The organism is Dolichospermum planctonicum (assembly GCF_005402965.1).
Taxonomy (GTDB): domain Bacteria; phylum Cyanobacteriota; class Cyanobacteriia; order Cyanobacteriales; family Nostocaceae; genus Dolichospermum; species Dolichospermum planctonicum.
This window is the reverse complement of the sequence record NZ_BJCF01000031.1, coordinates 1-22,122: the sequence shown is the minus strand read 5'-3', so window position 1 is coordinate 22,122 and position 22,122 is coordinate 1. Positions and strand designations below refer to the sequence as shown.

The following is a 22,122-nucleotide window of genomic DNA, read 5'->3' as shown; positions in this document are numbered from 1 at the left end:
CTGGTAAATATAATCCGAATAGTAGAATATAAAATTATCTGATCCTGGTTTTATTTTTGTGCTAGAAAAGATTAAATATACTCGCTAAAAAGCTATTACCTTTTCTGCTTCTATTGCGACGACGGCCACCACCTCTACCAAATAATGAAGATAAAATAAAGGTTGTTTGAGAAAATTGATATTCAGTTTCATTTCTCACATATCCGCTAGAGTTTCCTTGAGAAACATTCATTTCACTCATTCCCCTAGTAGATATATTTATATTTTGGTAAAATATATCAAACCTTTCCAAGGGTGAAGATGATGACCCACCCCCGGATATAGACTCTTGTTCTTTTTCTGATAAATTTATGAACAGGTCGGAGTTTTCTATTTCTATATGATCAGACATGGTAAAACCTCTTGCTTCTAAAAAATAAGATTTATGTATCATTTTTTGTGATACATAAATCTTTCTCCAATTTGTTACGAGAAGTGCCATGAGTAAAATCTCAACGATCATTAAATACTATTAAATGATCCTAGATTTTTATTCTCTTTTACCACTTCTTTGCAGCAGGTAGAAAAGATCAGAACTCAAGTATATTTCTGACTACCTGCTTAATTTGTTTCGTTAACTTACTTACATTACTTGGTTGAACAATTGTGCTGGTAAGATAACTGTTGGAAAATCAGCTAGTCCAATTTGACGACCAGCAGAATTGATTTTTTCAACAGCTTGTTGACTTCCAGTTTGGCTACCATTCAAGTTTGAAATACTATATCCTGTTTGTACATTTCTGAGAGCGCTTATGAAAGTTTCATTAAGTAAAGCACTACCACCACCAGCTACGATTTCTTGTTGTTCAACAGATACTGCGGTAAATAAAGTAGACATGACTGAATTCTCCTTGATTTGAATTATCGCTGGGGGTTGTTTACTGCTCGGTTGCCGTTTTCCCCCTCGCTTGTTCATAGAATATCGAGGAGTGATTAGATAATTCATTCTCATTTTCTGCAAACTTAATTACCAAATTTAGAACTAAATATTGCCGAAAAATACACGCCAATTTGACTCAATTATGTTCACTAAATAAAAAATTTCTGCTATGATTTCCTATCAACATGGCGTTATCCACTTAAACAAAGTAAATCATAGCCCCCTCCTCGCTTGGGGGGAGGGGTTAGGGGTGGGGTTGATTAAATATATATACTTAGTCAAAAATTATCCTCAACTCCCACTTGACCATTAACAGAAGAATCCTTAACAGAAAAATACCTGCGTCGCGCTGAAAATTTACTAGAAACAAACTAATTGTCCCAAGCCGCAGTAAAATTACAGGATGCCTTAAAATTAGAGCAGCGAAATAGTCATTGCCATGGCTTGATAGCAATGGTATATTTAAAGCAAAATCAACTGAAAATGGCAAAAATTCACTGTGATAACGCTCTGAAGTTCAATCCCAAGGATAATATCGCTTGGAAATGGAAACCCAAAGTAGATCAGGCTTTAGGAAAGATAAATAGTGATTCTCCAGTGAATTACTCTTCCAAAAATGAAGAGAAGCAACCAGATAAGTCTGGAAATGGCGGTTTGTTTGGCGGTTTGTTTGGTGGGAAGAAAAAATAATGGTGTATCAACCAGCAGCGGGAGCCAGGGATCTATTACCTTTAGATGTAGCGCAAAAACGCTGGATTGAAGATAGATTAGAACAAGTATTTCAGCGTTGGGGATATCACAGGATTATCACCTCAACCCTGGAAAGAATGGATACCTTAATGGCCGGTGAAGCAATTCAGCGTCAGATGGTGATTCAACTCCAAAATGGTCAAAATGAAGAATTGGGATTGCGTCCAGAATTGACGGCTTCTATCGCCCGGACAGTGGTAACTCGCATGACAAATGCGACCTACCCCCAGCGACTCTATTACAATGCTAATGTGTTTCGTCGTAATTGGGAAGGCCGCCATAATCGTCAGCAAGAGTATTATCAAGCTGGGGTGGAGTTACTGGGAGCGGGAGGATTATTAGCTAATGCGGAAGTATTGCTATTAGTAGCAGATTGTTTCACAGCATTGGATTTACAAGGGTGGCGGTTAATTCTGGGGGAAGCGGGAATTACTCGCTCCCTGTTTAATGCTTTTCCCCCGGAAATTAGAAATCAAGTCCGTACTGCGATCGCTCATTTGGATTATGTAACTCTTGATACCTTGCCTTTGAGCGAAGAACTACACCAGCGGGCTAAAATCATGTTAGATTTGCGGGGTGATAGTCAAGAGGTTTTAGAAAAAGTCAGTAGTCTAGATCTAGAACCAGACCAGGACGAAGCAATAAATAATCTCAAGTCTCTGGTAGAATTACTAGAGGGTAAATTCCCATTAATCCTTGATTTGAGCCTAATTCAAACCATTGACTACTACACAGGCATTGTATTTGAAGTAGTGAGTGATACAAAATCTCAAGCACAGGTTTTAGGAAGAGGTGGTCGTTATGACCAATTACTAGGTTTATATCATCCCCAAGGTGAAAGTATTCCCGGTATCGGCTTTGAACTGAGTATTGATGATTTATACCAAATTCTCTCATTTAATCAGCAATTACCCCAAAATATCCCCGCTAGTCATTGGTTAGTAGTTCCAGAAACTCCCGGCGCTGAAGCTGCGGCTTTTGATTATGCGGAAAAATTGCGTAATAATACTGAGTTGCCGAGAGTAGAAATAGACTTAGGTGGGAGAGATGTAAGCGCGATTCGTCAATATGCAAGCGATCGCTCCATTACCAAAATTGCTTGGATTAAAGCTGATGGTTCTCATACCATTGAAGCAGGATCCTAAGTCAAGAATAACGGACAAAAAAGAGGAGGAATCGGAAAAATGCCACATAGTATTGTTACAGACGTTTGTGAAGGTGTTGCTGACTGCGTAGAAGCTTGTCCAGTAGCTTGTATTCATGAAGGTCCAGGGAAAAACGTCAAAGGCACAGATTGGTACTGGATTGATTTTGCTACTTGTATTGATTGTGGCATCTGTCTCCAAGTTTGTCCGGTAGAAAATGCGATTTTGGCAGAAGAAAGACCAGAATTGCAAAAAACCCCAAAATAGTCATGGGTCAGTGGTCAGTGGTCAGTGGTAAAAGAAAAACAACTGATAACCGACAACTGACAACTAACAAATAACAACCGACAAATAACAACGAACAAATGACGAATAACTATTTATTAAAAGTAGAAAATGTCCATGCAGGATATATTAAAGATGTAGACATTTTACAAGGTATCAACTTCCACGTTACCAATGGGGAATTAGTAACAGTAATTGGTCCCAATGGAGCAGGTAAATCAACATTAATAAAAACTATTTTTGGACTATTAACACCCCATACCGGAAAAATTACCTTTAAAAATCAGAATTTGGTAGGTTTAAAATCTAATCAAATTGTAGAAAAAGGTATGTCCTATGTTCCGCAAATTGCGAATGTTTTTCCATCATTAACCGTAGATGAAAATTTAGAAATGGGGGCTTTTGTCAGGAATACGCCATTAAAACCCCTTAAAGATAAAATATACAATATGTTTCCGAGATTGAGCGATCGCTTGCGTCAACGAGCGGGGACTCTTTCTGGAGGAGAAAGACAAATGTTAGCCATGGGGAAAGCATTAATGTTAGAACCTAGTTTACTACTCTTAGATGAACCCTCAGCCGCATTATCTCCCATTTTGGTAAATCAGGTATTTGAGCAAATTAAGGAAATTAACCGATCGGGAACTGCTATAGTTTTAGTAGAGCAAAATGCCCGTAAAGCCTTAGAAATGGCAGACCGAGGTTATGTGTTAGAATCAGGAAAAGACGCTATCTCAGGACCTGGTAGAGAATTATTACATGATCCAAAAGTGGGAGAATTATATTTAGGTGCTGGGAAGAGACATTAAATCAAATCAAATCAAATCAAAATCAGACCCCGACTTCTTAAAAAAGTCGGGAATATAAAACCAAACGACTAGACAATTAAAGAATATGACCACACAAACAATATTATCACCGGAAATATATCAAGGACAATTTGGGGAATTTATAATTACTCAGAGCGATCGCCAAAGTGTGATAATGTATCGTACAGGATTAATGATAGCAGCATTGTGTTTTGCCCTGGGTAGTAGTTTAGTTTTAATTTCTCCCCAACCCGCTGTAATTCAAGCCATTACACCTATTTACACCTGTTTTAGTCTGGCACTTGGTATTAGTTTATTAACCATTCATATTTATATGAAATTTTTGCACCAAATTTTGCAAATTTTCTGGATAATTGGTAGCATTTCCGCCTTAATTTTCGCCCATAGTGATAGTCAAGCCTTTGCAATTACCGTTTATAATCAACCATTGACCATATTAGGTATTGGTTTCACCTTTGCAGCTTTAACAGGAATTTATTTTAAAGAAGGTTTTTGCTTTAATCGTTTAGAAACTAAAATCTTAACTCCCATAGTTCCCATATTATTATTAGGACATTTAACAAGAATTTTATCCACCCAAACCGAACAGATTTTATTAGCAACTTGGACAATTTGCTTTTTAATTTTTGCAGTGCGGAAAATCATTCAACCTATTCCTCCCGACATTGGAGATAAATCAGTATTTGATTATTTAAAAAAGCAACATTTAAAGACTTCCCAATAAAAAAACAGTCAACCACCCACAAAAAATATCTTAGAGGATGTTTGAAAACTTTTTAGCGAATATAATACACTACTACACAAACCAGATCCACCTTGCACAGACTAACAGAAAATCAAGCCTTTCCAACCCACGCAGGTAGGTTTTATCTGTGTAGCCGCGATTTAGAATCACCCTAATTAGTATGAATTTAGACTTTTATTCCTCCGTGTCCTCTGTGCCTGGAGTGGTTCGTTTTCCTGGTTTAGATAATTTGTAGGACTTAGCAAAGGTTAAATATGCAAAAATGTCAAGTATAGAAGAACGTAAATACTGGTTAGCTTGGTCACAAATTCCTGGTATTGGTCCAATACTAATACAAAGATTACAACAGCACTTTAGTAATTTAGAAACAGCTTGGAAAGCCAGTCCTGGAGAATTGCGAAAAGTCGAAGGTTTTGGAATTCAGACCTTAGAAAAAGTTGTTCAACAAAGATTCCGTTTAAACCCCGAACAACTACTTACCCAACACCAACAAATAAACCCCCTGTTTTGGACACCAGCAGACCCAGAATATCCCCAACTATTGCGAGAAATTCCTACTCCACCCCCGCTGTTGTATTATCGAGGTGAAATTGATTTACAGGAAAATTTAGGACAAAAACCCCTGGTAGGAATTGTGGGAACTCGTCAACCCACAGAATACGGAATTAAATGGACTCGTCAAATTAGTACCGCATTAGCAAAAAATGGTTTTACCGTTGTTTCCGGTATGGCCGAAGGAATAGACACCGAAAGTCATTCAGCAGCATTGAAAGCGGGAGGAAGAACAATAGCAGTTATGGGAACAGGTGTAGATGTTATTTATCCCCATAAAAATCGAGATTTATATCAACAGATTTTGAAATCTGGGATAGTAATTAGTGAATATCCCGCAAAAACGCCACCGAACCGCACCCATTTTCCCCGTCGAAATCGAATTATTGCTGGTTTGAGTCGTGCGGTATTAGTTATGGAAGCGCCGCTAAAATCTGGTGCTTTAATTACAGCTACCTATGCTAATGAATTTAGTCGAGATGTTTATGCGTTACCGGGAAGAATTGATGAGCAACCATCACAGGGTTGTTTAAAATTAATTAGTCAAGGTGCGGGTTTAATTAATCATGAACTTAATGAGTTATTAATCATGTTGGGAGCAATTCCCCAAATAGATATAGAAATAGAAACACCTCTAGTTAAATCTCCTCCTATACCTAACTTAGCACCGGAATTACAACAGATAATAAATATTTTAGCCATTGATGCTTTATCTTTTGATTTTATCATTCAAAAAACAGGAATGAATGCTGCAATAGTATCCAGTTCTTTATTACAGTTAGAACTTATGGGTTTAGTTACCCAACTTCCGGGAATGCGATATCAAAAACTGTAAGGGAACAGGTTACAGGGAACAGGTGCTACGCCACGGTGACAGGTGCTACGCCACGGTGACAGGGAATAGGGAATAGGGAATAGGGAATAGGGAATAGGGAATAGGGAATAGGGAATAGGGAATAGGGAATAGGGAATAGGGAATAGGGAATAAATTACTGTGTACTTCATTAGACAGGTCTAATTAACAGTAACTCAAAAGCTAATGTTAGCATTAGTTAGCTTTTTTGGATCGCTATACCTCTAATCGCTATATCTTCTTCCTTTTGCTTATTGTTGTGGATAATATTGGGGAGTGATTATCGGGGCTTGATAAGTACCCATAGGTACATTATTAACCATTCCATTTGGTACGTTTGGATTGATCATCGGCGCTTGAATAAAAGGCTGAACAGGCTGAACAGGCTGAATCGGTACTTGATAATTAGGAATAGGTTGATTAGGTTGATTATTAGTAAAATTACTAGGTTGTACTGTAGCTTGGCTAAAGTATTGGTAAGCAGAACTGGAAATAGAACTAATTAATTTTTCAGCACGAGGATCATTATTTGGACGTTGTACCATAATAGCCGCAATATAACGCTTACCCGTCGGGACATCAATCAAACCCGCATCTGCTAACATTGTACCAATATCACCAGTTTTGTGGTACGCATTTGCGCCTTTTCCCAAACCAGCAGGTAAAAGATTATCTCTTTCCGTACGGCTCATAATATTAAGCATTGAATCACGCGATCGCATAGTCACCACATTACCTTGATTGACCATAGAGATTAAATTCCCCAATTCTCGCGCACTGGTGGTATTAGTCCCTTGTAAATCTGGGAGCGGACTACGAATCATCGTTGTTGTTAGTCCCCAACTGCGAAAACGCCCATTTAAAGCCTCCTGTCCCCCCAATTTAGCAACTAGCATATTTGTCGCGGTGTTATCGCTAATTGTAATCATTTTTGTCGCCAGATCAAGAGCCGTGTACTTGCCACCTGGAGCTTGATATTGCATATTTCCCGAACCACCGACAATCATCTCCTTTTCCAGAGTCAACATTTCATCTAAACGGATTTTACCCGCATCTACATCCTGGAAAAAAGCGATCAAAATCGGGATTTTAATCGTACTAGCGGCCGGAAAACTCGTATTACCATTAATATCTACATAAGCACCATTATCTAAGTCTAATAAAAATACACCCGGTGTTAAATCAGAATTAGCCGCAGCGAGGCTTTGCAGAGTATTTTTTAAAGGGGTAATTTCCTGGGACATATATAAACCCGTCCTAGCAGACTCAGGGGCTTTTTGAGTTGCTGGAGCTTGAGATAATACCGCCACTGAATTAATGCGACTAGCAGGGTCTAGGACTGACAACAAAGTACCAACAATCGCACCAATACCTACCCCGACGATCAAAAAGCGCAAGGCATATAACATGACTTTGGCCATGGGTTTTAACCTAGTCTTGCGTGATCCTTTTCTTTCTATTTTTGACTTTTCTATGGGTACAGTCCTTAACCTCACAGTCCCCCCTTGGGAAAATTGAGTATTTTTCTTAACTGTAGTTACGGTTTTAACCCCTGGATACACCATCACCTGTGATGCTGGTTTTCGCCCCCCAGCCGAAATCAGAGCCGGACTGATATTATTATTATCTAGACGTGTTACTTTTCCCGCTTCTCTTGGGCTAGAAACTGGCTGCTGACCGCTTTTTTTCTGTCCTGTCTTTGGGACTGCACGTTTACGCCGGCGACGCTGTACTGGCTGCCCCCGTGATATAGGTATCAGTTTGTTACTTGATTCTGACATAGGTACTCCTTGCCACCTTCGACCCAGATTATTATTATTAATTGATGCACCGTGATACTTAGTTTACCGTCTAGGACTAAGTAGCATTTTTGTATCTACTTTACACTATATTTATCTTTTTGGGTACTTTTTGGGTAATTACTGGGCTGATAATCACCCAGGTCGCGGATAAAGGTTTTCATTATTTTGACCTATTAATTGCCCATTCTACCTGTCGTAAAATCCCCCGCAACATCCCCACTTCCCCAGTTTGTAAGTAAGCGCGGTTATATAAATGGCGGAATTTTTCCATGCGACTAGCTGCGGTATGGGGGTAAAGATAACCTATAGCCAGCAGTAATGATTCCAATTCTTGATAATATGCCTCCATAGCATCTAGGGGAGCAATTTCTACAGTGCTTTTATTATCATCTATGAATAGACTACTAGATTGTGACAATTCGTAACAACAAATGGCAACCGCAGCCGCTAAATTCAAAGATGGATATTCTGGACTAGTGGGAATGAACACTAATTTATGGGCATAATTTAATTCTTCATTGGTTAACCCCCTATCTTCCCTCCCGAAAATCAAAGCTACGGGCTTTTCTAGTGTTTCTAATAACCAAGGTAAAGCCGTGCGCGGGTTTTCTACAGGTATTTCTCCACTGTAGTCCCGACCAATGGTAGCAATGGCACGAACACAGCCCTGCAATGCTTGTGGTAATGTGTCTACTATGACCGCAGATGCTAAAATATCTTGACCATGAACTGCCATTTTTGTAGCATCAAAACATGAGCGATCGCATTGAGGATTGACTAATATTAATTTAGATAAGCCAAAGTTTTTCATCACTCTGGCCACTGAACCTACATTCAACGGACCTGCTGGTTCTACCAATACTATTATCACATGACTGCAACTATTTTTTATACTAATATTTTCTGTGATCATTATTTATGATTTCCCGATTTTAACCATCTTTTGCGCCATTGTGAGGCTGATTCTAGAGAAGAAGCTTGTACTTCTTCTTGTCGTCTTTTTAGTATATCTTCCGCAGAATCCCTTAAAGTAGGATCTCGGTAAGGAATAGCAGCACGAGTTAGTAAATATTCTTCTTCCGCTGGGGAAAGAGCTAAAAAAGATGATTTACTTGATTTTTCCTCATGTTCATGATATCCTGCTATAGTCCCTGGGGTGCGTCTTCCTACTGGTGAAGTCGAACCTACAACCAAGCCAGCAGTTAAGAACGCAGTCCGTACAGCTCCCGCACAGGAATAAGTAGCAACTAATCCATTTTTATCTAAACACTCTGATACTTTTTTAATAAATTCCACAGTCCATAATTGCGGACATTGGGGGGGTGAAAAAGGGTCAAGAAAAATTGCGTCCGCTTGAAAACCAGATTCATATACTTGTGAAATCAAGCTTCTAGCATCACCAATGAGTAAGGTAGCTTGAAGATGATCTATTTTGATTTCATGCTCAAAAGCTATTTGACTGAAAACTTTGATATGTTTTATATATTTTTCGTCCCAACCATCAAATAACTGATTGGTAATTGCTGCTATGGGGACTGCGGGATTTATTTCTAAGCCTATCACTTCTACATGACAATGAGGATTTATTTCCCAAATTGTCTGTAAAGCCGCTGCTGTGTTATATCCTAAACCATAACAAATATCTAACAATCGCACAAATCCCGTCTTTGCTAATATTGGTAATTGAGTGGGAATCACAAACTTGAGCAAACTCTCCTGTTTTGCTCCATAGTGGCTGTGAAAGGCTTCGTTAAATTCTTTAGAAAAGAAGGTAAAAGAACCATCTTGTGTTTGTTGTGGTGTAAAATCTTCTAAGTTCGACATTTTATCAACAAAAAAATCAGTTGTCAATTACTCATTACCGATTATCTATGATCATGATAAATCAATTCACTGTTTCTCCACAATGGCTATTTGATCATCTTCACAATCCTGATGTTATAATTATTGATTGTCGGTTTTCTTTAACTGATTCACAATTAGGAAAACAGCAGTATCATACTAATCATATCCCCAATGCTCACTATTTAGATTTAAATCAAGATTTATCTAGTCCTGTAAAAGAACATGGAGGAAGACATCCTTTACCCAATACTACAGAACTAGCGGAAAAATTAGCAGCAATTGGTATAAATTCTCAAAAAACTTTAGTAATAGCTTATGATGATTCTCGTTTAGCTTTTGCTTCTCGTTTATGGTGGTTATTACAGTATTTAGGACATGAACAAGTAGCTGTTTTAGATGGTGGTTTTTCAGGGTGGAAAAATGCAGGTTATGAAGTGACAAATGTCATTCCTATTTCTGAAAAAGGAATATTTATTCCCAAAGTACAAAAAGATCAAGTCGTAGATTTTGCTTATGTTAAAAATTGCCAAAATAGTCCAAATGTAATTTTGGTAGATTCTAGAGAAAGAGAACGTTATCGTGGAGAAAAAGAACCAATTGATAAAATTGCTGGACATATTTCTGGTGCTGTTAATTATCCTTGGCAAGAAGTAACTGACCCTTCTGGTGTTATACTTCCTCAACTACAACAATCTCAACGCTGGGAAAATATAGATACAACTAAAGAAATTTTAGTTTATTGTGGTTCTGGTATTACAGCTTGTGTAAATCTACTTTCTTTAGCAATAGCTGGAATTTCTACCGCTAAACTTTACGCTGGTAGTTGGAGTGATTGGATTAGTTATTAGTTAATAGTCAGTAGTTTATGATCATTAATCAGTAATTATTAATAGTATTCAATTGTCAATTGTTTGCAGTACAGTGTCAATCGCTAACAATACATTGTTAATAAATTATGATACATTATTAATAATTTACGATACATTGTTAATTGTTTGGCTAAAAGAGGTAGAGAATTATGAGCTTTAATTATGATCTGTTTGTCATTGGTGCTGGTTCAGGTGGTTTAGCTGCTTCTAAACGCGCAGCTAGTTATGGTGCAAAAGTAGCAATTGCTGAATATGATCTAGTTGGTGGTACTTGTGTAATTCGCGGTTGTGTACCTAAAAAACTTATGGTGTATGGTTCTCATTTTCCTGCTCAATTTCAAGAAGCAGCAGGTTATGGTTGGACAGTAGGAGATGTAAAATTTGATTGGGAACATTTTATTACATCTATAGATAATGAAGTTAACAGACTTTCAAAACTACACATCAGTTTTTTAGAAAAAGCTGGTGTAAAATTAATTTCTGGTCGTGCTACCTTTATAGATCCGCATACAGTTGAAGTTAATGGTAAAAAATATACAGCAGATAAAATTCTAATTGCTGTAGGTGGTCGTCCTATAAAACCAGAAATACCAGGTATAGAACACGCTATTACCTCTAATGAGATTTTTCACTTGAAAACTCAACCGAAACATATCGCTATTATTGGTGCTGGTTACATTGGGAGTGAATTTGCTTGTATTATGCGCGGTTTAGGTTCAGAAGTTACACAAATTATTCGTAAGGAACAAATTTTAAATGGTTTTGACCAAGATATCCGCACCAGTATTCAAGAAGGAATGACAAATCATGGTATTCGCATTATTCAAAATACCGAAGTCACAGCCATAGAAAAAGTAACAGAAGGGTTAAAATTAACCTTATCTGGAGAAAATCAAGAACCAATTATTGCTGATGTATTTTTAGTAGCAACCGGTCGTAGTCCCAATATTGAAGGACTAGGTTTAGAAAATGCTCAACTTGACTGTGTTCCCAGTTCAGAAGCAGAACCAGGATACAGTATTTCCAATGCTATATCCGTAAATGAGTATAGTCAAACTTGTCAAACTCATATCTTCGCTGTCGGTGATGTTACGGATAGATTAAATTTAACTCCGGTTGCTATTGGTGAAGGACGCGCTTTTGCTGATAGTGAATTTGGTGATAACCGTCGGGAATTTAGTCATGAAACCGTGGCCACAGCGGTATTTACCACTCCAGAAGCCGCTACGGTGGGTTTAACAGAGTCTCAAGCTAGGGTAAAGTATGGTGATGATATTAAAATCTATCGTACCAATTTCCGCCCAATGTATTACACTTTAGCGGGTAAGCAAGAAAAAACCATGATGAAATTAATTGTGGATAATCAAACTGATAAGATTTTAGGCGCTCACATAGTGGGAGACAATGCAGCAGAGATTATTCAAGGTGTAGCTATAGCTGTTAAAATGGGTGCAACTAAGGCTGATTTTGATGCTACCGTCGGTATTCACCCCTCCGCAGCAGAGGAATTTGTCACTATGAGATAGTATTTGTAGTCTATTTTGTAGGGTGCGTTAGCGACAGCGTAACGCACCGTTCAATCAAGTAATACAATCGCTTCATATTAACCTCAGGCTTGCTTACAAGCGATTATTAACTTCAACATATTATCAAAATTAAATTAAATAAATTGAGCTAGTCCTAAGCTACTTGAAGGATGCCTTAGTTCTTATTGTTAAATATTGTTAAAGGTTGCAAAATTTGTTCCTTAAAACTGGGTGCAACGGGCATATCAATACCATATTGACTTGGTAATCGATTCTTTGGTAGGTAAAATGTACCGAAAATTATATCCATTACTGGTAAAATGGCGGCGTAGTTTTTGTCTATATATTTCGGATCATCATTAGTGTGATGCCAATGGTGAAAAGCAGGAGTTGATACCCACTTCTCTAGAAAACCGAAACGCCAGCAGACATTAGCATGAATGAAAAAGCTCCAGATTGTACCAACAAAGACATAAAGCATCGGCACCAAATCGGCTGTCTTACTAGTTATCTGTGCGAAACCGAGAACATACACTAGAAGTAAACTAAATAATCTGGTAAAGAATATATCCAGGGGATGGGCGCGGGTATTAACAAGCCAGTCCATCTCCTTCGCACTATGATGAATACAATGGAAACGCCACAGAAAGGGAATTTCATGAGACCAACGATGAATCCAGTAAGCTGCGAACTCTCCCACGATTATTGCCATTACAAAACGCAATAAAAAGGGCAGACTTCCCACCCATCCATACAGCCCAATCGGTTCAAGATGATGAACTACCCAGGCAACGATTTGCATAGGGAAGATAAGCATTGCCGGGGGGAGAAGACTATTTAGGAAGTAATGGCCTACATCTATCAAAAATTCTTTACGGAATACCTTTTGTCGGTTTTGGGGGGTAAGTCTTTCCAGTGGGATGAAAATGATGGACAGTAATACCAACCATACACACAATCGGAAAATATTTAACGTGATCATTGTTGCATTTCTCAAATTTTTTTGATTTTTTTGACTTTAATGATATCTATATCTAAATAATAGACATCTCCAGAAAAGAGGCATCGCCCTTGACTGTACAAGGGTTTTATATTCTTTTGCCAAGATGTCTAATATCTAAATCAGCAATGAAACCCAAATCAAAAGCGCGGTTCTACCACAGAAGCAGAGGAATACCGCGCAAATCCAAAACTATTCAAACTTTACTAATTTCTTTTGAGCAAGTTTTTGTTTAGCCCGCAGACCAAAACCAAAGGCAATCATACTACCAACAATGGGCAGAGCATCGGTTTCAAAAGGAACAGGCGTTGGCGGCGGCGTTCCGTCGTCGAGTGAAACTCCTGACAATAGGGCTACCGGAGGCTGACCTCCTGGAGTACCAAAAGCTAAGAAGGAAAGTGTTTGAGTTGAAGCAGTAGCAGTAAACTTCATATTTTGTAACTGCCAAGGAGTAACAGGAGCTTGACTAGCGAGTGCCATGTTTGTTGACTGCTGAGTTACGTCACCAAAAGTCACATTCCAGTATCTGTTGGTCTCACCAGAATAAGTTCCTCTTTCTGAACAGCTTGTTGACCGATTTGATTGGGTACCGAAGTTACAGTCAAACTGTCCCGCCGCTTGGGAAAATTTCAGGGTGTATTCTTTACCGACAGTAAGACCGCTTACCAGTTGGCTGATACTTGCACTATATAGGGGATCACCATCTGAGGCTATATACCACCCAGTTTGGTCAATGCTGTTAACCGTTTGTCCTGAAGAGGCAAAAAGAGTCCAACTTTTTCTTTGATTGTCTCCCTTGTTATTCATCCCCACACCACCTTCTGCTGAGAAGGTGTTACCATCTGAAACAACGTACATTAAAGTATTGACATAACCAGAAACATTATTCGGGTTATCCGTTACAGTCCAACCGTCAAAAGTGATACCAGAAGGTAGAGTACCAGATGTGCCCGTTCCCGCATTTATGCCCGATGATCTATATGATTGAATATTGTTGGGAACAAACCCGCCATTCTGCACTAGATTAATAGCTTGTGCGGGAAGACTAACGGCAGAAAGGACTATTGAGGAAAGGCCTATAATGGCTGAGTTGCGTAAGGCTGTTAATTGCTTGATTTTTGGCATCATGATATGTATGATGATATAAAGTAAATTGGAGAAAACACCACACGTATAGTATCACTAAATTACCAGCGCTGTCAAGTAATTATTCTTAGCTTTTCTTTGATAATTAATGCTGACCTGGTTGCAAATTCCACAGTTTGAGGGTTTTGTCCCAGGAAGCCAAAATGGCTTTTTTCCCGTAATAATATCTAAATAATAGACATCTCCAGAAAAGAGGCATCGCCCTTGACTGTACAAGGGTTTTATATTCTTTTGCCAAGATGTCTAATATCTAAATCAGCAATGAAACCCAAATCAAAAGCGCGGTTCTACCACAGAAGCAGAGGAATACCGCGCAAATCCAAAACTATTCAAACTTTACTAATTTCTTTTGAGCAAGTTTTTGTTTAGCCCGCAGACCAAAACCAAAAGCGATCATACTACCAACAATGGGCAGAGCATCGGTTTCAAAAGGAACAGGGGTTGCAGGCGTTAGTGGTGTAATTTTACCCAAGAGATAGGCATTATTTTCTTGACGTTCGATCGTCGTAAATTGTGCAATCGGCGAGAAATTGGTTGGATTACTACTAAATCCTGAGATTTTCAACTCATACTGATTCCCATTCAGGATAAAAATCTGCTGTTGGGAATTATCAAAGGTAATGACATCATCGCAAGGAACACTGCTAATTTGTTTAGTGGGATCGCACGCATCAACGTTGCCCTCCTGATTCACTGTTTCATCAATATTGAAAGCATAGTTAAACTGAGGATTAATCGTTTCTCCCGCATTAGAAAGATTTAAGGAGATCCCCAAATTAGCCCCACTTGCCGCAGTGCCACCGGCGACTACGAAATTATAATGAGTTAATGTCCCCAAAACAAAATTCGTATTAACGGGGAATGAGACAGACGGAGGCGCGGAACCCACAAAACCCAACCCACTTTGTCCACTTCCTGACACAGGATCCCCCCAACGAACTTGGTCAGTCTCCAAACCGTTAACAAAGGCTCCGCCATTAACACTTGTCCAGGAACCTGTTAAGCTATTTAATTGAATCGCCTGGGCAGGAAGACTAACGGCAGAAAGGACAATCGAGGAAAGGCCTAGAATGGCTGAGTTGCGTAAGGCTGTTAATTGCTTGATTTTTGGCATCATGATATGTATGATGATATAAAGTAAATTGGAGAAAACACCACACGGATAGTATCACTAAATTACCAGCACGGTCAAGCACTTTTTGTAAAAAAAAGTAAATTGGATAAATTAGAGAAAACAGCACAGGGATAGCATCACCATAGTATCACCAAATTACCAGCACGGTTAAGCACTTACTATCTTATTCATCCGAAAACCTCAATTTTTAGTGTAGTTACTTTTATTTTGCGGTTTCCTCTGTGGATTTGATTATACAGCAGTCAGTTGGGAACGAAAAAAGAATAAAGGCTTTATCTGGTATTCTTTTTAGAGTGATTGACCAAGCCCTAATTAATCTTACTATATTATTGCTATATTATGGTATTCTAAAAATAGATGTAGAGGCGATCGCTATTCCCCGTGTTTCTACTGTGATAGATCATGTAATTAATACCATAAAAACTCCCTAATTATGAATTATCTCTATCTTCACGGTTTCGCTTCTGGTCCTAAATCCAAAAAAGCCCAAGATATTCAACAAAGATTATCAAAACTCCAAATATTAATGTCTATTCCTGACTTAAATACAGGTGGATTTTCTGATTTAACCATAACTCGACAAATTCAACAAATTACTGCTAATCTTCCTCCAGATTCTCAACCTGTCACCCTCATTGGTTCTAGTTTAGGAGGTTTGATATCTGCTTACATAGCACAAGAATATTTACAAGTAAAACGACTAATTTTATTAGCACCAGCCTTCGGTTTTTTATCCCATTGGTTACCAAAATTAGGAACAGGATTAAAATTATGGGAATTAACAAAATATATGATGATTTACCATTATGGCTATCAACAATTACTCCCTCTACATTATAACTTTGTTAACGATGCTCACCAATATTCAGAAGATTTATTACAACGTCCCCTCCCGACCTTGATTTTACATGGTAAATATGATAAAGTAATCCCTGTCCAGGCTAGTCGCTCTTTTTCTAATTCCCGTAGTTGGGTAGAATTAAAAGAGTTCAATAGTGATCACGCTTTAGGGAATGTTAGTCAAGAAATCTGGCAAGAAATTTCTCTATTTTGTCAACTATTATGAACAATAAAAGTTAATTAAGACCTTTTTACTATTACCAATGCAAAATCTCAAATTTATTCGCTCTGATTTATCCCAACTTAACGCTTACAAACCTCACCACGGAAGTGATAGCACTGAACCAGTTAATATCCAATTTGATAGATTAGATACTAATGAAAGTCCCTTAGATCTACCACCAGAAATCAAAGAGAAATTAGCTTTTATTTATCAACAAATTATCGAAACTAATCGTTATCCAGATGGTGGTCATGAATCTCTGAAAAATGCTATATCTGAATATGTTAATGAATCAGCAAATCTGTCAAATTCAACTTTCACTGCTGCTAATATCTCCGTTGGTAACGGTTCTGATGAATTAATTAGATCCCTATTGATTGCGACTTGTTTAGGAGGAGAAGGTTCTATCTTAGTCGCTAATCCCACTTTCTCAATGTATGCAATTTTAGCCCAAACTTTGGGAATTTCTGTGGTGACAATTGGGAGAAATCAACACAATTTTGAAACTGATTTAGAAGCCGCAAAATCTGCAATTATACAAACCCAAAATCCCCCCATTCGCGTCGTTTTTGTTGTCCACCCCAATTCCCCTACAGCTAATTGCTTAACAGCAGCAGAAATAACATGGTTGAAAAGTTTACCAGAAGAGATTTTAGTAGTCATTGACGAAGCTTACTTTGAATTTAGCCAAACTACTCTAGCAGCAGAATTATTACAACATCCTCACTGGATAATATTACGTACTTTTTCTAAAGCGTTCCGTCTTGCAGCCATGCGTGTAGGGTATTGTATCGCACATCCACAAGCGATCGCTATTTTAGAAAAAGTCCGTCTTCCCTACAATATTCCCAGTTTTTCCATTGCTTCCGCTCTCATGGCTTTGGAAAATCGGCAACTTTTATTACAATCAATTCCCCAAACCCTGAATGAAAGAACCAAAGTAATTACAGCTTTATCAGTACACTCAATCTTAGAAATTACACCCAGCAGAGCTAACTTTATTTACTTGCGTGTTAAACCTGGCTATCAGGACGCAGAAAATCACGTTTTAACGAATCTCAACCAAAAGCTTAGAAGTCAAGGTACATTAATCAGACTTCTACCCAACGGGTTAAGAATTACCATTGGTACACCAGCGGAGAACAATCGCACAATAGAACGGATACAAGCAGCTTTATCGTAGATGTATATGTTTATGTAGCAATATCTCCCGTGAGCGATTAAGTAAAAGCGCGTTCCAAAGAGATTCGACTTTATACACCCGATATGCTAACTTACAATAAAGCTGACGAGCTTGATGATTATTTTCCAAGACATGGAGATATAGGTCTTGAAATCCCCATTCTTGGGAAATTTGCTCACAGTGAATTAGTAAGCTAGAAGCCACACCCAATCTCCGGTAATTGGGGTGAACTGCTAAATTAGATAAGTAAGGAAAACATTTGCTGATACCAGCCCAAGAATTACTGGTTCTCACACCCATTTCTATAGTTCCCATGATTTCAGGATCTTTAGTGGTAGTATCAACAGCAACCAAACAAACATGATGGTGTGTGGGAAACTGGAGACGATACCTTAAATCCTCGTAAACGCCCAAACGAAATAAAGGGAAAGCCCAACCCCATAAACCCTTTTGGGAGTGAAAGCTTTCAGCAACAATTTGGGCGATACTCATCAAATCATCAGATGTAGCTACACGAACTTGAGGTAGTCCGACAGATAGATTACCAGTTTTTGAGCTTAATTGGGGGTGGGGAGGGTGAAAAAACCAGGATTTCAAGGCTAGTTAAGGATTAATTTGATTTATACTTTAAACTGTTGCCAGCTATACTCAAATGCTATTTTAATTATATCTAACTTTTAAATTAAAATGATACCAACGGTTATAGATAACTATTCAAATAAATCTGAAAATTTTAGACGACGTACTGATCCAGCTTGGTTGTGGATTGTTGTATCTACTGCTTCTGTGTCTCTTCACTTGTTCGTATTTTGGTTAATACGTTCTACTGATGAGTTTCCAGCTTGGTTTCCCCAGTCTCATCAAAGTTCTGTTCCTATTGACTTCCTGGAGATTTCTTCGGAACAAAAACCTATAATTAAACCAAAATCAACTACTCCAAAGGTTAAACAACAGTCTTCTTTTTCACTTTCACCACAATCATTACCTATTACACACAACAATCAGGATCATAGTGAGATAAGTTCTAGTATTAATTTACCACAAAAGCATAAAAATCAAAAACCGGAAGTCCTAAAACCGGAAGTCCTAAAACCGGAAGTCCTAAAACCGGAAGTCCTAAAACCGGAAGTCCTAAAACCGGAAGTCCTAAAACCGGAAGTCCTAAAACCGGAAGTCCTAAAACCGGAAGTGCTAAAACCAGAAGTGCTAAAACCAGAAGTGCTAAAACCAGAAGTGCTAAAACCAGAAGTGCTAAAACCAGAAGTGCTAAAACCGGAAGTGCTAAAACCAGAAGTGCTAAAACCAGAAGTGCTAAAACCACTAATTAGACAACAATCATATCCTACCAATGTAACACCAGAAACAACACCAATAATTCCAGAACGGGAACTGCCTTGGAATCGTCGTCAAGAAGTTATACTAGGTAAAGAAACCGCTCTCCCCTCAGACATTCCCGCTGATTCCCCAACTCCCGCAGTAGAACCTCCTTTAAATCCTAACTCAGAACCCTCCCCAACAGTAAATCAGGGAGGAGCGATCGCTACTATTAATCCTGTACAGAAAGAAGAAGTGAATGAATTAATACAACAAGGACAAATCCGAGCAGATGGTTTACCAGATGTTCTTGCTGAATACAAAGGAAGTACAGAAAAGGAATTAGAGCTTATTTCACTTCCTGGCGACGAAATCATTAAATCAGCAAATATACTGGCTAGTTTAATAATTGATAGTAATGGATCCTTTCAACAAGCAGAAATTATCACCATTGAGCCGGAGGTACTTTCCGGGGAAAGAAGCATTTACGAGCAAGCAATTAATCGGATATTTGCACAAGAGAGGTTTCTTGCTGCTTATAATCAAGATGGATCAAAACCAGACCTGAGCAATTTATATATTCGTCTCCAACTGAAAATTGAGCCAATAAATTCCCAATAAATGCTTGCAGTTTTAGAAAATTCATGTTATAGTGATTAAGTTAGAAATTTGCGGGTGTAGTTTAGTGGTAAAACTTTAGCCTTCCAAGCTAATAATGCGGGTTCGATTCCCGCCACCCGCTTTATTTACTTATTTACTGTATTCCTTACTGTATTTTATGATTAATATGTCAAAATACTTGATAAATTACTAAAATCCTGAATAAGCTCATGCTTGAGTTAAATAAATATAGTACGATTTTTAGTACGATTTTTTAGGAAACTCTCACAAAACTAATTTTGATCTAATTATAAACCAATATACCAAAGCAATAAAACATTAACTCCTAACATCTTAAAAGCATTGCCAAAAAAAGGTAATAAAACTATTGACATCTCATTTAAAACATGATATACTGAAATTGATAAGGAAGAACTATTTTATTTTAAAAATATGGACAAGAGTTCCTTTGTCCCTCCCCAAAAGGAGAGGGTGAGGAAGGGAAAGGTTTTTCCGACTCTGGAACTTGAGGATATTTTACTTAATAAAACTGTAGATGTGTTGAGTCTGCAAGTGATCTTTCAAAGATGACGGTAATACACCACCTGAGAAAGTTTGTCTGTCTAACTGTACTTGTAAATTACTCAGCGGATCACTACCAGTAGAAATCAGAAATTCCATCTTGAGAATATAGGGTAAAGTAGCGATTTCATCTAAAATCAAGCAAATTGCTTGCAGGTAAGGATGACACTTTTGTTGATACCAATTGGCTTCAGCAATATTAGCTTGATCGAAACCCAAATGCACTGTTAAAGAAGGTTGATCAAACAAAGCGATTCCCAGCGGACGGGCTTCTTCCTGTAATAATAAATGTTGAAGGGTTGATAAATACCGTAACTTTTCCAAACGTTCATAGCGTTTAGTGATTGATTCCGGTTCATCTTGCCAATGTATCGCTACTGTGACAAGATAAGTTTGCAACAACATATGACCCAATTTCTCAGCTTTGGTAGCTAAGTAATAGGTATTGTAATCATTGGACTCAATTAACAACGGAAGACGGTCTACAACTTCTAAACCATAGCCCTTGAGTCCAGCAATTTTTCGCGGGTTGTTGGTAATAAGACGTATTTTTTTAATTCCCAAATCCATGAGAATTTGCGCCCCCATGCCATAATCACGCAAATCAGCGGGGAATCCCAATCGCTCATTTGCTTCTACTGTATCCAATCCCATATCCTGTAAAGAGTAGGCTTTTAATTTGTTAATTAAGCCTATTCCCCGTCCCTCTTGACGCAGGTAAACAACGACACCTTGACCAGCGTTTTCAATCATTTTTAATGCTGCTTGTAACTGCATCCGACAGTCGCAGCGCAAAGAACCCAAAGCATCACCGGTTAAACATTCCGAGTGCATTCGCACCATGACAGGTTGATCTTGGAAATTTGCTGGATCTCCCTTGACAATGGCGACGTGATCTGTATTATCTACTGTATGACGGTAGCCGTAAATATCAAATTGACCGAACTCGCTGGGTAGTTTGGTAACAATTTCTCGATATATGAGGCGATCATTTTGCAGACGATAACTAATTAAATCAGCAATACTGATAATTTTCAGGTGGTGATTTTGGGCATATTGCACTAACTGGTTTAAACGTGCCATCGAACCATCAGGATTTTGAATTTCACAAATGACTCCCGCTGGGTACAGTCCCGCTAGTCTGGCTAGGTCTACAGCGGCTTCTGTATGTCCGGCTCGTTTCAGTACCCCCCCTGGTCTAGCCCGCAGGGGGAAAATATGACCAGGACGGCGTAACTCCTCCGGTTTTGTGGCTGGGTTGAGGGTAACTTGGATAGTCCGGGCCCGGTCTTCGGCGGAAATACCTGTGGTTACGCCTAAATGGGGAGCAGCATCAATACTAACGGTAAAAGCGGTTTGGTTAGTATCCGTTAATTTACTAACCATTAATGGTAAGTCTAATTCATCCAAGCGATCGCCTGTCATTGCTAGACAAATCAACCCTCTGGCTTCCACAGCCATAAAGTTAATCATATCAGGCGTAGCAAATTGGGCGGCGCAAATTAAATCTCCTTCATTTTCTCGATTTTCGTCATCTACGACAACGACGACACGACCCGCTTTAAAATCAGATAAAGCGGACTCAATAGAATCGAATTTAAAGGTTTGAGTGGTCTGAGGCTGTGACACAGGAAATTTCCAGCTACCAAGGTAAATTTTTCTAACAATTTCTGATTCTATATTGTAGCTTATTTCTCAGAATTAGAGCTTTTGTGGGATTAGCAAACTGTTACTTGACAATTAAATAGTTCATCATCATATTTATCGTTATCAATCATCTACACACTATGAGTGTGATTAGTGATCAAAGATATTTGTGATTATAAGTACCCTAAAAGATACTCTTTGCTATATAACCCACATTCCGCACCCTGAACTGTCACAGATCAAAAAAGCAGAGATAGTAGTACATAATAACTAACGATCAATTAAAGAGAAATAAGCTTAATGAGAATACATATCATTAAAAGGGGGGTGG

The 22,122-nt window shown here is 38.4% G+C and carries 22 protein-coding genes and 1 tRNA gene; 13 read left to right on the top strand and 10 right to left on the bottom strand.

What is annotated here, in order from left to right:
- Positions 1 to 61 precede the first annotated feature (61 nt).
- Positions 62 to 502, bottom strand: a complete 441-nt coding sequence (locus FFO06_RS13830) for a hypothetical protein (protein WP_236097147.1) — start codon at positions 500 to 502, stop codon at positions 62 to 64.
- A 120-nt stretch (positions 503 to 622) separates the two neighbouring features.
- A complete protein-coding gene (locus FFO06_RS13825) occupies positions 623 to 877 on the bottom strand; it encodes a CTB family bacteriocin (protein ID WP_137908549.1) in 255 nt (84 codons plus the stop codon).
- Positions 878 to 1,294: 417 nt separating this feature from the next.
- Between FFO06_RS13825 and FFO06_RS13820 the strand changes: the two genes are divergently transcribed.
- The 6 genes from FFO06_RS13820 (at position 1,295) to dprA (ending at position 6,061) form a co-directional block, all read left to right on the top strand.
- Positions 1,295 to 1,609: a hypothetical protein gene (locus FFO06_RS13820; protein WP_190371547.1), complete on the top strand. Its 315-nt coding sequence runs from the start codon at positions 1,295 to 1,297 to the stop codon at positions 1,607 to 1,609.
- Positions 1,609 to 2,814 (top strand): ATP phosphoribosyltransferase regulatory subunit, encoded by a 1,206-nt coding sequence (locus FFO06_RS13815; RefSeq protein WP_137908548.1) that lies wholly within the window; start codon positions 1,609 to 1,611, stop codon positions 2,812 to 2,814. The genes FFO06_RS13820 and FFO06_RS13815 overlap by 1 nt, the downstream gene beginning before the upstream one ends.
- Positions 2,815 to 2,853: 39 nt before the next feature.
- Complete coding sequence (locus tag FFO06_RS13810; protein ID WP_137908547.1) at positions 2,854 to 3,081, top strand: ferredoxin family protein; 228 nt, start codon at positions 2,854 to 2,856, stop codon at positions 3,079 to 3,081.
- 98 nt (positions 3,082 to 3,179) lie between these two features.
- Positions 3,180 to 3,908, top strand: a complete 729-nt coding sequence (locus FFO06_RS13805) for an ABC transporter ATP-binding protein (RefSeq protein WP_137908546.1) — start codon at positions 3,180 to 3,182, stop codon at positions 3,906 to 3,908.
- Positions 3,909 to 3,993: 85 nt separating this feature from the next.
- Positions 3,994 to 4,653: a DUF2301 domain-containing membrane protein gene (locus FFO06_RS13800; protein ID WP_137908545.1), complete on the top strand. Its 660-nt coding sequence runs from the start codon at positions 3,994 to 3,996 to the stop codon at positions 4,651 to 4,653.
- A 283-nt stretch (positions 4,654 to 4,936) separates the two neighbouring features.
- Complete coding sequence (gene dprA / locus FFO06_RS13795) at positions 4,937 to 6,061, top strand: DNA-processing protein DprA (RefSeq protein WP_137908544.1); 1,125 nt, start codon at positions 4,937 to 4,939, stop codon at positions 6,059 to 6,061.
- A 269-nt stretch (positions 6,062 to 6,330) separates the two neighbouring features.
- Here dprA and FFO06_RS13785 read toward each other — a convergent pair whose 3' ends face one another.
- The 3 genes from FFO06_RS13785 to FFO06_RS13775 all read right to left on the bottom strand — a co-directional run bounded on the left by FFO06_RS13785 (position 6,331) and on the right by FFO06_RS13775 (position 9,705).
- Positions 6,331 to 7,860, bottom strand: a complete 1,530-nt coding sequence (locus tag FFO06_RS13785; RefSeq protein ID WP_137908542.1) for a serine hydrolase — start codon at positions 7,858 to 7,860, stop codon at positions 6,331 to 6,333.
- A 181-nt stretch (positions 7,861 to 8,041) separates the two neighbouring features.
- The gene (locus FFO06_RS13780; protein ID WP_137908541.1) at positions 8,042 to 8,794 is read right to left on the bottom strand and encodes an RNA methyltransferase; all 753 of its coding nucleotides are present in this window, start codon (positions 8,792 to 8,794) and stop codon (positions 8,042 to 8,044) included.
- Positions 8,794 to 9,705 (bottom strand): tRNA (5-methylaminomethyl-2-thiouridine)(34)-methyltransferase MnmD, encoded by a 912-nt coding sequence (locus FFO06_RS13775; protein WP_137908540.1) that lies wholly within the window; start codon positions 9,703 to 9,705, stop codon positions 8,794 to 8,796. Before FFO06_RS13775 ends, FFO06_RS13780 begins: the two co-directional genes overlap by 1 nt.
- Positions 9,706 to 9,758: 53 nt before the next feature.
- Here FFO06_RS13775 and FFO06_RS13770 point away from each other — a divergent pair, with 53 nt between their 5' ends.
- Complete coding sequence (locus FFO06_RS13770) at positions 9,759 to 10,574, top strand: sulfurtransferase (protein WP_137908539.1); 816 nt, start codon at positions 9,759 to 9,761, stop codon at positions 10,572 to 10,574.
- A gap of 170 nt (positions 10,575 to 10,744) precedes the next feature.
- Entirely contained in the window at positions 10,745 to 12,121 is a 1,377-nt protein-coding gene (gene gor, locus FFO06_RS13765; RefSeq protein WP_137908538.1) for a glutathione-disulfide reductase, read from the top strand.
- A 175-nt stretch (positions 12,122 to 12,296) separates the two neighbouring features.
- Here gor and FFO06_RS13760 read toward each other — a convergent pair whose 3' ends face one another.
- The 3 genes from FFO06_RS13760 to FFO06_RS13750 all read right to left on the bottom strand — a co-directional run bounded on the left by FFO06_RS13760 (position 12,297) and on the right by FFO06_RS13750 (position 15,384).
- On the bottom strand, positions 12,297 to 12,923 hold the full coding sequence (locus tag FFO06_RS13760) for a sterol desaturase family protein (RefSeq protein ID WP_199290868.1): 627 nt from the start codon (positions 12,921 to 12,923) through the stop codon (positions 12,297 to 12,299).
- A 390-nt stretch (positions 12,924 to 13,313) separates the two neighbouring features.
- Complete coding sequence (locus tag FFO06_RS13755) at positions 13,314 to 14,249, bottom strand: hypothetical protein (protein WP_137908536.1); 936 nt, start codon at positions 14,247 to 14,249, stop codon at positions 13,314 to 13,316.
- 343 nt (positions 14,250 to 14,592) lie between these two features.
- Positions 14,593 to 15,384: a THxN family PEP-CTERM protein gene (locus tag FFO06_RS13750; protein WP_137908535.1), complete on the bottom strand. Its 792-nt coding sequence runs from the start codon at positions 15,382 to 15,384 to the stop codon at positions 14,593 to 14,595.
- Positions 15,385 to 15,623: 239 nt separating this feature from the next.
- Here FFO06_RS13750 and FFO06_RS13745 point away from each other — a divergent pair, with 239 nt between their 5' ends.
- Genes FFO06_RS13745 through FFO06_RS13735 form a run of 3 tightly spaced genes read left to right on the top strand, consistent with a single transcriptional unit; the run spans position 15,624 to position 17,648 of the window.
- On the top strand, positions 15,624 to 15,833 hold the full coding sequence (locus FFO06_RS13745) for a hypothetical protein (RefSeq protein ID WP_137908534.1): 210 nt from the start codon (positions 15,624 to 15,626) through the stop codon (positions 15,831 to 15,833).
- Between the two features lie 2 nt (positions 15,834 to 15,835).
- Positions 15,836 to 16,468: a YqiA/YcfP family alpha/beta fold hydrolase gene (locus FFO06_RS13740; protein ID WP_137908533.1), complete on the top strand. Its 633-nt coding sequence runs from the start codon at positions 15,836 to 15,838 to the stop codon at positions 16,466 to 16,468.
- 37 nt (positions 16,469 to 16,505) lie between these two features.
- A complete protein-coding gene (locus FFO06_RS13735) occupies positions 16,506 to 17,648 on the top strand; it encodes a histidinol-phosphate transaminase (RefSeq protein ID WP_137908532.1) in 1,143 nt (380 codons plus the stop codon).
- Here FFO06_RS13735 and FFO06_RS13730 read toward each other — a convergent pair.
- The gene (locus FFO06_RS13730; RefSeq protein ID WP_228036606.1) at positions 17,640 to 18,245 is read right to left on the bottom strand and encodes a GNAT family N-acetyltransferase; all 606 of its coding nucleotides are present in this window, start codon (positions 18,243 to 18,245) and stop codon (positions 17,640 to 17,642) included. The two genes, FFO06_RS13735 and FFO06_RS13730, sit on opposite strands and share 9 nt — an antisense overlap.
- Positions 18,246 to 18,335: 90 nt before the next feature.
- Here FFO06_RS13730 and FFO06_RS13725 point away from each other — a divergent pair, with 90 nt between their 5' ends.
- Positions 18,336 to 19,583: a hypothetical protein gene (locus FFO06_RS13725; protein ID WP_137908531.1), complete on the top strand. Its 1,248-nt coding sequence runs from the start codon at positions 18,336 to 18,338 to the stop codon at positions 19,581 to 19,583.
- Positions 19,584 to 19,633: 50 nt separating this feature from the next.
- A tRNA-Gly gene (locus FFO06_RS13720) sits at positions 19,634 to 19,704 on the top strand.
- A 395-nt stretch (positions 19,705 to 20,099) separates the two neighbouring features.
- On the opposite strand, the gene ribBA is transcribed toward FFO06_RS13720, so the two are convergent.
- Positions 20,100 to 21,773 (bottom strand): bifunctional 3,4-dihydroxy-2-butanone-4-phosphate synthase/GTP cyclohydrolase II, encoded by a 1,674-nt coding sequence (gene ribBA, locus FFO06_RS13715; RefSeq protein ID WP_137908530.1) that lies wholly within the window; start codon positions 21,771 to 21,773, stop codon positions 20,100 to 20,102.
- Positions 21,774 to 22,122: the final 349 nt, after the last annotated feature.

What these genes read in the sequence shown, in the direction of transcription:
- FFO06_RS13750 (WP_137908535.1), bottom strand. Translation starts at nt 15,384, where the DNA reads ATGATGCCAAAAATCAAGCAATTAACAGCCTTACGCAACTCAGCCATT.
- dprA (WP_137908544.1), top strand. Translation starts at nt 4,937, where the DNA reads ATGTCAAGTATAGAAGAACGTAAATACTGGTTAGCTTGGTCACAAATT.
- FFO06_RS13770 (WP_137908539.1), top strand. Translation starts at nt 9,759, where the DNA reads ATGATAAATCAATTCACTGTTTCTCCACAATGGCTATTTGATCATCTT.
- FFO06_RS13805 (WP_137908546.1), top strand. Translation starts at nt 3,180, where the DNA reads ATGACGAATAACTATTTATTAAAAGTAGAAAATGTCCATGCAGGATAT.
- FFO06_RS13830 (WP_236097147.1), bottom strand. Translation starts at nt 502, where the DNA reads ATGATCGTTGAGATTTTACTCATGGCACTTCTCGTAACAAATTGGAGA.
- FFO06_RS13800 (WP_137908545.1), top strand. Translation starts at nt 3,994, where the DNA reads ATGACCACACAAACAATATTATCACCGGAAATATATCAAGGACAATTT.
- FFO06_RS13780 (WP_137908541.1), bottom strand. Translation starts at nt 8,794, where the DNA reads ATGATCACAGAAAATATTAGTATAAAAAATAGTTGCAGTCATGTGATA.
- FFO06_RS13725 (WP_137908531.1), top strand. Translation starts at nt 18,336, where the DNA reads ATGATACCAACGGTTATAGATAACTATTCAAATAAATCTGAAAATTTT.
- FFO06_RS13825 (WP_137908549.1), bottom strand. Translation starts at nt 877, where the DNA reads ATGTCTACTTTATTTACCGCAGTATCTGTTGAACAACAAGAAATCGTA.
- FFO06_RS13775 (WP_137908540.1), bottom strand. Translation starts at nt 9,705, where the DNA reads ATGTCGAACTTAGAAGATTTTACACCACAACAAACACAAGATGGTTCT.
- FFO06_RS13810 (WP_137908547.1), top strand. Translation starts at nt 2,854, where the DNA reads ATGCCACATAGTATTGTTACAGACGTTTGTGAAGGTGTTGCTGACTGC.
- gor (WP_137908538.1), top strand. Translation starts at nt 10,745, where the DNA reads ATGAGCTTTAATTATGATCTGTTTGTCATTGGTGCTGGTTCAGGTGGT.
- FFO06_RS13785 (WP_137908542.1), bottom strand. Translation starts at nt 7,860, where the DNA reads ATGTCAGAATCAAGTAACAAACTGATACCTATATCACGGGGGCAGCCA.
- FFO06_RS13815 (WP_137908548.1), top strand. Translation starts at nt 1,609, where the DNA reads ATGGTGTATCAACCAGCAGCGGGAGCCAGGGATCTATTACCTTTAGAT.
- FFO06_RS13735 (WP_137908532.1), top strand. Translation starts at nt 16,506, where the DNA reads ATGCAAAATCTCAAATTTATTCGCTCTGATTTATCCCAACTTAACGCT.
- FFO06_RS13755 (WP_137908536.1), bottom strand. Translation starts at nt 14,249, where the DNA reads ATGATGCCAAAAATCAAGCAATTAACAGCCTTACGCAACTCAGCCATT.
- FFO06_RS13740 (WP_137908533.1), top strand. Translation starts at nt 15,836, where the DNA reads ATGAATTATCTCTATCTTCACGGTTTCGCTTCTGGTCCTAAATCCAAA.
- FFO06_RS13760 (WP_199290868.1), bottom strand. Translation starts at nt 12,923, where the DNA reads ATGCAAATCGTTGCCTGGGTAGTTCATCATCTTGAACCGATTGGGCTG.